The sequence below is a fragment of the Streptomyces sp. MUM 203J genome (genome assembly GCF_022414595.1).
Taxonomy (GTDB): domain Bacteria; phylum Actinomycetota; class Actinomycetes; order Streptomycetales; family Streptomycetaceae; genus Streptomyces.
Map to the genome: position 1 here is coordinate 92,760 of NZ_JADWYO010000014.1, position 12,753 is coordinate 105,512.

11 protein-coding genes and 1 pseudogene are annotated in these 12,753 nt (G+C 74.3%); 8 read left to right on the forward strand and 4 right to left on the reverse strand.

The window, feature by feature from the left end; genetic code table 11:
* Positions 1 to 61 precede the first annotated feature (61 nt).
* A complete protein-coding gene (locus I3F58_RS10855) occupies positions 62 to 1,360 on the forward strand; it encodes an MFS transporter (RefSeq protein ID WP_374207946.1) in 1,299 nt (432 codons plus the stop codon).
* Between the two features lie 386 nt (positions 1,361 to 1,746).
* On the opposite strand, the gene I3F58_RS10865 is transcribed toward I3F58_RS10855, so the two are convergent.
* Positions 1,747 to 2,118, reverse strand: coding sequence for a fic family toxin-antitoxin system, toxin component (locus tag I3F58_RS10865; RefSeq protein ID WP_240108103.1), 372 nt, complete (start codon positions 2,116 to 2,118; stop codon positions 1,747 to 1,749).
* A gap of 25 nt (positions 2,119 to 2,143) precedes the next feature.
* Positions 2,144 to 2,395, reverse strand: a complete 252-nt coding sequence (locus tag I3F58_RS10870; protein ID WP_240108104.1) for an antitoxin — start codon at positions 2,393 to 2,395, stop codon at positions 2,144 to 2,146.
* Between the two features lie 92 nt (positions 2,396 to 2,487).
* Here I3F58_RS10870 and I3F58_RS10875 point away from each other — a divergent pair.
* The 5 genes and pseudogenes from I3F58_RS10875 to purB all read left to right on the forward strand — a co-directional run bounded on the left by I3F58_RS10875 (position 2,488) and on the right by purB (position 7,736).
* Positions 2,488 to 2,779: pseudogene (locus I3F58_RS10875) on the forward strand (GNAT family N-acetyltransferase).
* Between the two features lie 182 nt (positions 2,780 to 2,961).
* A complete protein-coding gene (locus I3F58_RS10880) occupies positions 2,962 to 4,341 on the forward strand; it encodes a hemolysin family protein (RefSeq protein WP_240108105.1) in 1,380 nt (459 codons plus the stop codon).
* A complete protein-coding gene (locus I3F58_RS10885; RefSeq protein WP_240108106.1) occupies positions 4,338 to 5,360 on the forward strand; it encodes a hemolysin family protein in 1,023 nt (340 codons plus the stop codon). Before I3F58_RS10880 ends, I3F58_RS10885 begins: the two co-directional genes overlap by 4 nt.
* A gap of 47 nt (positions 5,361 to 5,407) precedes the next feature.
* The gene (locus I3F58_RS10890; RefSeq protein ID WP_240108107.1) at positions 5,408 to 6,187 is read left to right on the forward strand and encodes an SGNH/GDSL hydrolase family protein; all 780 of its coding nucleotides are present in this window, start codon (positions 5,408 to 5,410) and stop codon (positions 6,185 to 6,187) included.
* Between the two features lie 115 nt (positions 6,188 to 6,302).
* On the forward strand, positions 6,303 to 7,736 hold the full coding sequence (purB, locus tag I3F58_RS10895) for an adenylosuccinate lyase (RefSeq protein WP_240108108.1): 1,434 nt from the start codon (positions 6,303 to 6,305) through the stop codon (positions 7,734 to 7,736).
* A gap of 472 nt (positions 7,737 to 8,208) precedes the next feature.
* Here purB and I3F58_RS10900 read toward each other — a convergent pair whose 3' ends face one another.
* The gene (locus tag I3F58_RS10900) at positions 8,209 to 8,643 is read right to left on the reverse strand and encodes a hypothetical protein (RefSeq protein WP_240108109.1); all 435 of its coding nucleotides are present in this window, start codon (positions 8,641 to 8,643) and stop codon (positions 8,209 to 8,211) included.
* Positions 8,644 to 8,806: 163 nt separating this feature from the next.
* On the opposite strand from I3F58_RS10900, the gene I3F58_RS10905 reads away from it, so the two are divergent.
* A complete protein-coding gene (locus tag I3F58_RS10905) occupies positions 8,807 to 9,964 on the forward strand; it encodes an ROK family protein (RefSeq protein ID WP_240108110.1) in 1,158 nt (385 codons plus the stop codon).
* Positions 9,965 to 10,004: 40 nt separating this feature from the next.
* Here the strand turns inward: I3F58_RS10905 and I3F58_RS10910 are convergent, their stop codons facing one another.
* Entirely contained in the window at positions 10,005 to 10,775 is a 771-nt protein-coding gene (locus tag I3F58_RS10910) for a GntR family transcriptional regulator (RefSeq protein WP_240108111.1), read from the reverse strand.
* 240 nt (positions 10,776 to 11,015) lie between these two features.
* On the opposite strand from I3F58_RS10910, the gene I3F58_RS10915 reads away from it, so the two are divergent.
* On the forward strand, positions 11,016 to 11,846 hold the full coding sequence (locus I3F58_RS10915; RefSeq protein WP_240108112.1) for an alpha/beta fold hydrolase: 831 nt from the start codon (positions 11,016 to 11,018) through the stop codon (positions 11,844 to 11,846).
* Positions 11,847 to 12,753: the final 907 nt, after the last annotated feature.

Sequence of the window (12,753 nt, forward strand, 5' to 3'; positions counted from 1 at the left end):
CGGCCCCGGGGCGGCCGATGCGACCCTGCATACAATCAGCCATGCGAGCACGGAGAATACGTTGACAGCGCCGCCCGAGCCGGGCGCCCGTTCACAGACCCCGCCCACTGCCGCCGAGGGGGTGGAGCAGGCCGCCGCGCAGCGCCGGGTGCTGACCGTCCTCGTCGTGTCCCAGGTGCTGAGCGGTGCCGGGCTCGCGGCCGGGATCACGGTGGGCGCGCTGCTGGCACAGGACATGCTGGGCTCCACCCGCCTCTCGGGGCTGCCGAGCGGCCTGTTCACGACGGGTTCGGCGCTCGCCGCCGTCGCGGTCGGCCGGGTGTCGCAGCGATACGGCCGCAGGCCCGGGCTGGCTGCCGGGTACGCCACGGGCGCGGTGGGCAGCGGGGGCGTCATCGCGGCGGCGGTCACCGGCAGCGCGCCGCTGCTGTTCTTCGCCCTGTTCGTGTACGGAGCGGGCAGCGCCACCAACCTTCAGGCACGCTACGCGGGCGCGGACCTCGCCGACCCCGCGCACCGGGGCCGGGCCGTGAGCACCGTGCTGGTCGCCACGACCTTCGGCGGCGTCGTCGGGCCCAACCTGGCGGCGCCGACCGGTGTGGTGGCGGAGGCGCTGGGGATACCCCGGCTCGCGGGTCCGTTCCTGCTGGCCGGTGCGGCGTACGGGGCGGGGGCGCTGTTCCTGGCGGTGTGGCTGCGGCCGGACCCGCTGCTGACGGCCCGCGAGATCGCAGCGCGCCGGGAGGTGGCGGAGGCCGCCGCGGAGGATCCCGCCGCAGGCGGCGGACCGGAGACCGAGCCGGTCGCCTCTCGGGGCGGGGTGCCGCTGGGTGCCGGGATCATGGCGCTGGCGCAGCTCGTCATGGTGGCGATCATGACGATGACGCCGGTCCACATGCAGGACCACGGGCACAGCACCGCGGCCTCGGGTCTGGTGATCTCCCTGCACGTGGCGGCGATGTTCCTGCCGTCGCCGCTGACCGGGCTGCTGGTGGACCGTGTGGGGCGGTTGTGGACGGCCTGCGGGTCCGGGCTGGTGCTGCTGGCCGCCGGGGTGCTCGCGGCGCTCTCCCCGCCGGACTCCCTGCCGCTGCTGGCGGCGGCTCTGGTGCTGCTGGGCCTGGGCTGGAACCTGGGCCTGATCAGCGGTACGGCCCTGATCACGGACAGCCTCCCCCTGGCCACCCGGGCACGTACGCAGGGCATGGTCGACGTGGGGATCGCGGTCTCCGGTGCCGTGGGCGGTATGGCGTCCGGGTTCGTGGTGGCGGGCCTGGGCTTTCCGTTCCTCGCGGCGGTCGGCGGCGCCCTGGCGCTGTCCCTGATCCCCGTGATCGCCCTCGCCGCGCGGCCCCGCTGACGCCGGTCACTGCCCCGTGCCGCTCCCGGCCCCCTCCCCGGTTCCCGGCCTGGCGTTCGGCGGCGGCGTGCCACCACGCGGGCGGGGAGGGGCTGTCGACCCGTGCGGTGGACTGGTCGGGATGCAGGCCGAGCCGCCGTAGGGCGTCCGCCGGAACGCGTACGTCGTACCAGCCCCGCCAGCGGCCGTCGGCCCCGGGAGCGCAGGCCAGGCCGAGCCGGACCTCTCCGTCCCGGAAGGGCATCCAGTCGATGCCCCGGTCCCGCAGCCAAGCGCGGAGCGCCGCCGTCGGGCCCGGCCCGCCGGGCAGGTTCTCGCACGCCACGACGAGGACGAGGTCAGGACCGGGAGTGCCGTTCATGACCCCGGTCATGGGACTGCCGCAGTCACAGCGTCCAGCGCTTCAGCTCGGCGGCGATGCTCCGTACGTCCGTCCGGCCGCCCTTGACGAGCCGGGCCAGGTCCCGGACCCGCTCCGGGGACGTGGCCACCCGCAGTCCGGACGCCACGAGGTAGCCGTGCGCGACGGCACACGCGAACAGCGCGTTGGAGTGCTCCAGGGCGGGCACGTGAAGCAGGAGCTGGAGCAGGGCGGCGGCGCGGGCGTGCGGGTCGTCGTAGACGGGGATGTCGAAGATCTTCGCGTCGTGCCTGCTGACGGCCGCGACGAGGGCACCCCAGTCCGCGACCTGCGGGTCGCCGGGTGTCTTCTGCTCCGCGACCATGAGCAGCCAGGCGAGGTCGACGGTGAGGCTCATGCGGCGGCGTGCGGGGCCGTCGCCGTCACCGCTCGCCCGCCGGGCGGGGACGGGGGCCGTGGGCCGCCTCGGCGCGGAACTCCTCGGCGAACACCGACTCGTACTGCTTCATGAAGTCGGCCGCCGCCTCGACGAAGGTGCGCCCCGCCTCGCCCGCGTCCCGCTGGACCAGTTCCTCGATGTACCGGTTCACGCTGACCCCCCGCTGCTGCGCCATCCGGCGGGCGGTCACGGCCGTGGCCTCGTCCACCCGAACGTTCAGCTGAGTCTTCGCCACGCCACTACGCTAGCGCCGGTGCGCTAGCAGGGACAAGGGGGCTGCGGAAAGGGGTCGACGGGACGCCCCGGCCGGTGGTGGGATGCCCAGCCATGAGTGATCTTCAGCCAAGCGTCCGCGCCGCCGCCCCCGAGGACCTCGACGACGTCCTGGCCTTCTGGAGGACGGCGGCCGAGGGGACCAGCCGTCCACCCGGAGCAGCGGCGGCGCGGCGTCGGTACGGCGCTGCTCAAGGCGGCCGGTGAGCGGTTCGCAGGGCTCGGGGGACGGCGCGCCGACGCGATGGTCCTGGACCGCAACACTCGTGCTCACCACGCCTGGCGGGCGGCGGGGTACGAGCCGCAGCCGGAGTGGAGCCGGTGGGTCAGGCCACTCGGGGACTGAGGCCTTTTGCCTTTCCTTTACTATGGCTGAGCGAACATCAGTCCCGGACACCGCAGTCCGTGTCCACTCCTGTCCACGAAAGGTTGTGAGCGTCCGCCCATGGGCGAACCTCCCAGTAGCCGTCGGAGCCGACACCGCGCGCTCCTCCCGTCCCTGACCGATCATGGGACGGAGGTGAACCGATGACCGAGGTGCTGCTCCTGCTCCTGGCACTGCTGCTCGCTCTGATGTGCGGAGCGTTCGTCGCGGCGGAGTTCTCCCTCACGACCGTCGAGCGCGGCGCCCTGGAGGACGCCGCCGAGCGGGGTGAGCGGGGCGCGCAGGGCGCTCTCAAGGCCGTACGGTCGCTCACCTTCCAGCTCTCCGGCGCGCAGCTGGGGATCACCGTGACCAACCTGGTCATCGGCATGCTCGCCGAGCCGTCCATCGCCAAGCTGATCGCCGGACCCGCCCGGGACCTGGGGTTGTCCCCGTCCGTGGCCTCGTCCGTGGCGCTGGTGATCGGCACGGGCCTGTCGACGGTCGTCCTGATGGTCGTCGGTGAGCTGGTACCGAAGAACTGGGCCATCTCGTCCCCGCTCGCCGTCGCCAAGGTCGTCGGAAACCCGCAGCGGTTCTTCAGCGCCGCCTTCAAGCCGCTGATCAGCCATCTCAACAACACCGCCAACCGCATGGTGCGCCGCCTCGGCATGGAGCCCACCGAGGAGCTGGCCTCCGCACGCAGCCCTCAGGAGCTGGTGGCGCTCGCCCGGCACTCCGCGAAGGCGGGCGCGCTGGAGGCGGACACGGCCGAGCTGTTCGTCCGCACCCTGAATCTGGCCGAGCTCACCGCCGAGAACGTGATGACCCCCCGCGTCCAGGTCACCGCCCTGGAGGCGCAGGCCACCGCCGAGGACGTCGCGAACGCCACCCGGGCCACCGGCCTGTCCCGCTTCCCGGTGTACCGGGGCACGCTGGACAGCGTCGTCGGCACCGCCCACATCAAGGACGTCCTGGCCATCCCGGCCGAGCGGCGGCACCGCACGCCGATCGTCGAGCTGCTGCGCGAGCCGGTGCTGGTCCCGGAGACGCTGACCGTGGACCGGCTGCTCGACCGGATGCACGGCAAGGCCACGATCGCCGTGGTCATCGACGAGTACGGCGGCACGGCGGGTGTCGTGACGATGGAGGACATCGTCGAGGAGGTCGTGGGCGAGGTCCGCGACGAGCACGACCCGCACGAGACGCCGGACCTGGTCCGGGCGGGCGAGGACGCCGACGGGCGGGCCGTGTGGTCGGCCGACGGCTCCGCCCGCGCCGACCGGCTGCGGGCCATCGGACTGCGCGTCCCGGACGGCCCGTACGAGACGCTGGCGGGGCTCGTCGCCACCGCTCTTGGCCGGATCCCCGTCGCCGGGGACCACGTCGAGGTCGGCGGCTGGCGGCTGGACGTCGTCGACGACACCGGACACCGCGCCGCGCGCGTCATCCTGCACGCCCCGCCCGCGGACGCACCGGGTGATCCCGGCGGTCCGGGCACGGACGGGGACGACCCCGCCGCCGGTGGGGAGGCCGGTCGATGATCTTCATCCAACTGCTGGTCGGTTTTCTCATGCTCGTGCTGAACGCGTTCTTCGTCGGCGCGGAGTTCGCGCTGATCTCGGTACGCCGCAGCCAGGTCGAACCGCAGGCCGAGGCCGGGAACCGGCGGGCGCGCAGCGTCCTGTGGGGCCTGGAGCACGTGTCGGCGCTGCTCGCGGCGGCGCAGCTCGGCATCACGCTGTCCACCCTGGTGCTCGGCATCGTCGCGGAGCCGGCCATCGCGCACCTGCTGGAGCCCCTGTTCGACGCGGTCGGCGTGCCGCACGGGCTGGTGCACCCGATCTCGTTCGTGATCGCCCTGACGGTGGCCACCTACCTGCACATGCTGCTGGGCGAGATGGTGCCGAAGAACATCGCCCTGGCCGAGCCGGTCCGTACGGCGCTGCTGCTGGGCCCGCCGCTGGTGGCTCTGGCCCGGGCGCTGCGGCCGGTGATCTTCACGATCAACGCGTTCGCGAACGCACTGCTGCGGCTGATGCGGGTGCAGACGAAGGACTCGGTCGCGGCGACCTTCTCCGACGACGAGCTGGCACGGATGGTGACCGACGCCGGAGACGCGGGGCTGCTGGACGGCCGCGCGGCCGAGCGGCTGCACGATGCTCTGGAGCTGGGCCGCCGGCCGGTGCGGGACGTCGTCACGCCGCTGGAGCGGGTGGTGTACGCGGGCGCGGGCACCACGCCTGAGGAGCTGGAGCAGATCGCGGCGCGGTCCGGGTTCTCCCGCTTCCCGGTGGTGGACGCGAACCGGCGCATCCTCGGCTACCTGCACGTCAAGGACGCGCTGGACATCGTGCCGCGGGACCTGCCGCTGCCGGTGTCCGCGATGCGCCCGATCGCCCGGGTGCGGGCCTCGACACCGCTGGACGACGTCCTGACGGCGATGCGCCGCAGCCGGACGCACCTGGCCGCCGTGCTGGACGACGACGGCCGGCTGGCCGGGCTCGTCACCATGGAGGACGTCCTGCGCGAGCTCGTGGGCGGTTCCCCCTCGGCGGGCTGAGCCGCCGCGGCGGTGGTCTCCATACCGACCGGTATGATCGGTCCGCCATGGAGACCACTGCCAACCACACCAGTCTCGTCACGGTCGGCGACAGCTTCACCGAGGGCATGTCCGACCTGATGCCGGACGGCTCCTACCGGGGCTGGGCCGACCTGCTGGCGACCCGCCTCGCCGCCCGCACGCCCGGGTTCCGGTACGCCAACCTGGCCGTGCGGGGCAAGCTGATCCGCCAGATCGTGGACGAGCAGGTGGGCCCGGCCGCGGCGATGCGGGCCGACGTGGTGACCCTGGTCGGCGGCCTCAACGACACGCTGCGCCCCCGCTGCGACCTGGGGCGGGTGCGGGCCCTGCTGGAGGAGGCGGTGGAGCGGCTCGCCCCGTCGTGCGGGCAGCTGGTGCTGATGCGCAGCCCCGGCCGCCGGGGCCCGGTCATGGAACGGTTCCGCCCCCGGATGGAGGCGCTCCTCTCGTACGTCGACGAGCTGGCCGCCCGGCACGGGGCACTGGTCGTGGACCTGTACGGCGCCGAGGTGCTCGGGGATCCGCGCCTGTGGGACGTGGACCGGCTGCACCTGACCGGGGAGGGGCACCGTCGGGTCTCCGAGGCGGTGTGGCAGACGCTGGGCCTCCCGCCGGAGGAGGACTGGAGGGCGCCCCTGCCCCCGGCGGTCCCCGCCCCGTGGCTGGCGCGGCGGCGCGGCGACCTGCGGTTCGCCCGGGAGCACCTGGGCCCGTGGATCGGACGGCGGCTGACCGGCCGTTCCTCGGGCGACGGCCTCCCGGCGAAGCGCCCCGAGCTGCTGCCGTACGAGGTGCCCGCGCCCTGACCGCCCCGGCCGGGCGGCGGTCGGCGGGCGCGGCGGCGGCGACCGGGGTCTCGTAGCAAGCCACAAGCCGGGCCGGGGCGCTGGCCTGCACGAATCGCCAGTAGAATCCGGTCACGTGACTGCCAAGCCCCGTATCCCCAATGTCCTCGCCGGCCGGTACGCCTCCACCGAGCTCGCCGTCCTGTGGTCCCCCGAGCAGAAGGTGAAGCTGGAGCGGCGGCTGTGGCTCGCCGTGCTGCGCGCCCAGAAGGACCTCGGGATCGAGGTCCCGGACGCCGCCCTGGCCGACTACGAGCGTGTGCTGGAGCAGGTCGACCTGGCGTCGATCGCTGAGCGCGAGAAGGTCACGCGGCACGATGTGAAGGCCCGGATCGAGGAGTTCAACGCCCTCGCCGGACATGAGCAGGTGCACAAGGGCATGACCTCGCGCGACCTGACGGAGAACGTCGAGCAGCTGCAGATCAGGCTGTCGCTGGAGCTGATGCGGGACCGCACGGTCGCGGTGCTGGCGCGGCTCGGGAAGCTGGCCGCCGAGTACGGCGAGCTGGTCATGGCGGGCCGCTCGCACAACGTGGCCGCGCAGGCCACGACGCTCGGCAAGCGGTTCGCGACCGCCGCCGACGAGCTGCTGGTCGCGTACGCGCGGCTGGAGGAGCTGCTGGGCCGCTACCCGCTGCGCGGGATCAAGGGCCCGGTCGGCACGGCGCAGGACATGCTGGACCTGCTGGGCGGGGACGCGGCGAAGCTGGCCGAGCTGGAGAGCCGGATCGCCGGGCACCTGGGCTTCGCGCACGCGTTCACCTCGGTCGGCCAGGTGTACCCGCGTTCGCTGGACTACGAGGTCGTGACGGCTCTGGTGCAGCTCGCGGGCGCGCCGTCGTCGCTGGCGAAGACGGTCCGGCTGATGGCCGGGCACGAGCTGGTAACCGAGGGCTTCAAGCCGGGCCAGGTCGGCTCGTCCGCGATGCCGCACAAGATGAACACCCGTTCCTGTGAGCGGGTGAACGGGCTGATGGTGATCCTGCGCGGCTACGCCTCGATGGCGGGCGAGCTGGCGGGCGACCAGTGGAACGAGGGCGACGTGTCGTGCTCGGTGGTGCGCCGGGTCGCGCTGCCGGACGCGTTCTTCGCGTTCGACGGTCTGCTGGAGACCTTCCTGACGGTGCTGGACGAGTTCGGGGCGTTCCCGGCGGTCGTGGCGCGGGAGCTGGACCGCTACCTGCCGTTCCTGGCGACGACAAAGGTGCTGATGGCGTCGGTGCGGGCCGGTGTGGGCCGTGAGGAGGCGCACGAGGCGATCAAGGAGAACGCGGTGGCCTCGGCGCTGGCGATGCGCGAGCAGGGCGCCGAGCGCAACGAGCTGCTGGACAGGCTGGCCTCCGACGGGCGCATCCCGCTGGACCGGGCCGGGCTGGACGCGCTGATGGCGGACAAGCTGTCCTTCACGGGAGCGGCGGCCGACCAGGTCGGCGCGGTGGTCTCGCGCATCGAGGAGATCGTGAAGCAGCACCCGGCGGCCGCCTCCTACGCGCCGGGCGCCATTCTCTGACACGGCCTCAGGCGGCGCCGCTCGCCGGTTCACCGCTGAAGAACTCCGGGCCGCCCGCGGCAGCGTCCTTCCCGACGTGGCCGCGGGCGGCCTGTCCGTCCCCTGCCGCGGGATCGGCCCGAGCCCGGTGCCAGGGGCGAGAGGCCGCCGCTTCGGCGGGTCCGGCGAGGGCCCTCGGGCTACGTCCGGTTCCGTTCCGCGGCGGATGAAGCCGTCCGGGCCGACAGGGCCGCCCCCCGAGGGCCGCGCAGGCTGAGCGGTTCCGCCCCCCTGGGCTCGGGGTCGTCGGCGTCACCGTGCACCGGAGAATCCTCGGGGACAGGAAGGCGGGGACCGGTCCGGGGCATGCGGATGCGGGCGCCGCCCGGTCCGGGCGGCCTCGACGCACGCCGGACGGCACGGACGCCGGCGGAGGGGTACGCGCGGCCGGAGCCGGCCGCCTCCGGGGAGCGGACCGGCGCGGAGGACGACGCTACGGAGGATCGGTCTCGGTGACCACGGCGAGGAGCTGGAACGGCAGTTCCTCGTCCCACTGGGAGACGCCGAGCGCTATCCACCGGCCGTCGGCCCGCCACAGGTGCAGGTCCGGGACATGGCCGCTCAGGCCGTGCCACGGCTCCGGGATGTCCTCGCCGTCCATGCCGCGCCGGAAGACCGACCAGAGGCTGAACACCTGCGGCTCGCCCCAGCGTCCTGCCAGGAGCGCGCTCAAAGCGTCGCGCTCGGCCTCGTACTGCTCCGCGACCGGCTCGATCCGGGAGGCGTCCTCCCAGAAGTGCTCGCTCGTCGCCAGCTCCGCCACGTGGTAGCCCGGGCCGCTGTCGCCCGCCTCGGACCGGCCGCACCGCCCGGGGAAGGGCCGGAGGCGCAGCAGGTCGATCGTCGCCAGATGCCGAGCGGTGGTCATGGGTCCAGTAAAGCTGCTGCCACTGACAATTGGTGTTCCGTCAGCGTCGTGGCCCCCGGCGCAGCCAGCGGGCTTGCTCGCCCGTCGGCCGGGACATTGAGTACGATCCGCCAGACACGCGACGAGCGGCTGCGAAACGCGGCACGAGCTGGGAGGACACACGGTGGGGCGGCTGACCGGCGGGGACCCGTCGCTGCTGCGGCGGATCAATTCCGCGGTGGTACTCCATGCGCTGCGCGGTGGTGAGTCCCGCACGCTGACCGACCTCTCACGCCTCACGGGCCTCTCCCGCCCCACGGTGGAGGGCGTGACCGAGGGGCTGATCGCGACCGGGCTGGTGATGGAGGCGGCGCCCGAGGAGGGCGGGGTCCGGCGTCAGGGGCGTCCCGCCCGCCGCTTCCGGTTCCGGGCGGAGGCCGGGCACCTGCTGGGTGTCGAGATCGGCCCGCACCGGGTCGCCGCACTGCTGTCCGGTCTCGACGGCCGGATCATCGGCGCGGGACAGCGGGCGGTCGCGGAGACCGCCTCTGAGGACGAGCGGCTGGAGCGTGTACGGACGGTGGTCGCGGACGTGCTGCGGCGCACCGGTGTGGCGCGCGGCAGCCTGCGTGCGGTCGGCGTGGGCACGCCCGGGATCGTGGAGGCCGACGGGACGGTGCGGCTGGGCACGGCTCTGCCGGGCTGGACGGGGCTGGCGCTGGGCGAGCGGCTGCGGCGGTCGTTCCGCTGCCCGGTGCTCGTGGAGAACGACGCGAACGCGGCGGCGGTGGCCGAGCACTGGAAGGGCGCGGCGATCGACTCGGACGACATCGTGTTCGTGCTGGCCGGACTGAGCCCGGGGGCCGGGTCGCTGATCGGCGGGCGGCTGCACCGGGGGTTCGGCGGGGCGGCCGGGGAGATCGGGGCGCTGCATCTGCTGGGGCGGGGGGACGCCCCGGAGGCCTTGCTGTCGACGACGGACGAACCGCTGCACCCTCTGGACGAGCAGGCGGTCGCGGAGGTGTTCGCGCGGGCCCGTAAGGGCGACGAGCGGGCCCAGGCGGCAGTCGACCGTTTCACGGAGCGGCTGGTGCACGACGTGGCGGCGCTGGTGCTGGCGCTCGATCCGGAGCTGGTGGTGGTGGGCGGCTGGGCGGCCGGTCTCGACGGGATTCTGCCGCCGCTGCGGGAGCAGTTGGCGAGGTTCTGCCTGCGTCCGCCCCGGGTGGCGCTGTCGCTGCTGGGCGAGGCGGCGGTGGCGACGGGCGCGCTGCGGCTGGCGCTCGACCACGTGGAGGAGCAGCTGTTCGCGGTGGAGGGCACGGTGACGGCCCGCCGCTGACCGGGGGCGGCGGGCCCGGGGCATGCGCGGCCCGGATTCTTCAGGAGGCGATCTGCAGGTCGCCCACGTCTCCGAAGGTCAGTCGGCAGGTGTCGGCCCGGTAGGTGGCGACGGAGACGGCCGCGGTACGGCCGCCGGAGAAGTAGCGGGTGGTGACCACGAGGACGGGCGCGCCGGGCAGCCGGTCCAGTTCCCTGGCGTCGTCGGCGCGTGCGGAGCCCAGCTCCACGGCCCGGTCCTGGCCCTCCAGGGGCAGCGACTGCAGTGCGCGCAGCACCCCGCGCGCGAGCCCCTGTCCGGCCGGGTCGCCTGAGGCCGCGAGGTCCGGAACGGAGGCGGCCGGGACGTAGAGCTGCTCGGCGGCCACGGACTGGCCGTTCGAGGCCCGGAGCCTGCGGACGACGTACACGGGGCGGGCGGCCGCCGGCTCGCCGCCCGGCGCGTCCTCGCCCTCCGGGTCCAGGAGGCGGGCCACGGCGGCGGGAGGTACGGCGGCGGCGCAGTCGACAGCCTGCCAGGTGTCCTCACCCGCGGCGGGCCAGTGGTGACGGGCGGTCGAGACGTCCACACCGACGCGCGGCGGGGCCACGGTGGTACCGACGCCACGGCGGCGCTGGAGGCGGCCCTCCAGCTCCAGCTGTTCCAGGGCCTGCCGGAGGGTGGCACGGGCGACGCCGAAGCGGGCCGCGAGCGCACGCTCGTTGGGCAGGATCTCGCCCACCTCGAACTCGGAGTCGAGCGCCTCGCTGATAACGGTCTTCAGGTGCCAGTACTTCGGCTCCGGCACCGGCTCCAGCTGTGTGGTCCCCACCCTGATTCCTCCGCGATCGCCGTGCCCGGAACGACTTTCCGCGACGCTCTTTATTAAAGGTTCTTTCACTAACTCTGCGACCATAGGACGGGCCCCGGACTTGGTCAAGACCAATCGTCGGCCGCGCGTGCGGCCCCGGGGCGCAATCCGGTCAAGGGCCCCTTGAACTCTTGGCTACCAGCCGGTAATCCTTGCTGACGCGCCGTACAGGGCGATGGGCGGACAGGCGAGAGGGGCGGCATGACCAGGGAGATCTCGTTCACGGTGGACGCCCCTCAGGGGCCGGGCGTGGTGTCCGTACGGTACGAACGGCGTGGTGGCGGCGATCCGTTGCTCCTGCTGCACGGCATCGGCCACCACTGGCAGGCCTGGCGGCCCGTGCTGGATCTGCTGGCTGCCGAACGGGACGTCATCGCCGTCGACCTGCCCGGTTTCGGCGCCTCCTCCGCCCTGCCCGAGGGCATGGCGTACGACCTGGCCTCGGTCGTCCCGGTGCTGGACGGGCTCTGCACGGCCCTGGACGTGGACCGGCCGCATGTGGCCGGAAACTCACTGGGCGGGCTGCTCGCCCTGGAGCTGGGCCGGGCCGGCCTGGTCCGCTCGGTGACCGCCCTGTCCCCCGCCGGCTTCTGGACGGAGGGCGAGCGGCGGTACGCGTTCGGAACGCTCCGGGCCATGCGCGCGGGGGCGCGGACCCTGCCGGTGCCGCTGGTCGAGCGGCTGTCCCGGTCCGCGGCGGGGCGGGCCGCGCTGGCCGGGACGATCTACGCCCGGCCGGGGCGCCGTTCCCCCGAGGCGGTGGTCGCGGAGACGCTCGCACTGCGTGAGGCCTCCGGGTTCGACCAGACACTGACCGCCGGACGGGACGTGCTGTTCCTGGACGACATACGGCACGTGCCCGTCACCATCGCCTGGGGCACCCGGGACCGGCTCCTGCTGCCCCGGCAGGGCCCGCGCGCCAAGCGGGTGGTCCCGGCTGCCCGTCTGGTACGGCTGCCGGGGTGCGGGCATGTTCCGATGAACGACGATCCGGCCCTGGTCGCCCGCGTCATCCTGGACGGCAGCCGCTGACATCCAGGCGGCCCCGGTCAGTCGCCGGGATCCGCTCCGCCCTGCGCGGGCAGGGCGGGGCGGCGGGTCCGGCAGCGCCGCAGCCAGCAAGCGCGGATCGGATTGCTGCGCACCGTAGCGCGCCCCACTGACATTGATGCCCGGATCCGGGTGAACGGAGCGTTGTCAGCCTCGGGTTCCACGACCGGAGGCATGACGCGATCCGTGCGGGCCCCGGCTTCGCCCACCTGTGCGCCCTGGGCTCCTCAGTGTCGGGACGGCCTCTCGGGCCGGAGACCACCGGTGCGCCGGCGCCCACCGGCTCCGGGGCCCCTCGCGGTTGTTCTCCGCCTTCAGGGCATCGCCCCGCACGGCGGCCCGAGCGCCGCCGGGCGAGGCGGACGACGCCGCCGCGCGCCGCGGTCGGCGGCGGTGCCCGGTCCCCGCACCGGTGGTGACCGGAAACGGTGACCGGCTGCGGCGCGAGCCGCACTCCCGCCGCGGCCGCCGTCGACGCGCGCCCGGTCGTACGGAGCGAGGGTCTCGACGGCGCCCGGACCGGATCCGCGGTCTCGCCCCAGTGGCGGCACCGGGAAAGCCGGTGGGTGAACGCCTCACCCGGCGAGCGCATCGCCGGTGGGAACCCCTCACGGTCACCGGCTGTTCGGGCGCCGTGGCCGCGATCCGACGGTTCGGGGCCCGTCCGGCGAACGAGGCGTCGTCCGCCGTCCCGCCTCCCGTCCCGCGCCGGAGCCGTCCGCAGCGGTCGTGCCGTGGCCGGGGCCGGGACCGCGGCGCTGCCGGTGGGCCGCCGGGCGTCGGCGGCGCGGCTTCCGCCGGTCGAGACGGGGGCCGCGGTGACGACGAGCGGGGCGCCGGAGCGCTTCTGCCGACGCCTGTGCCGCTGCCGACGGGGGCGGCCCGGCGG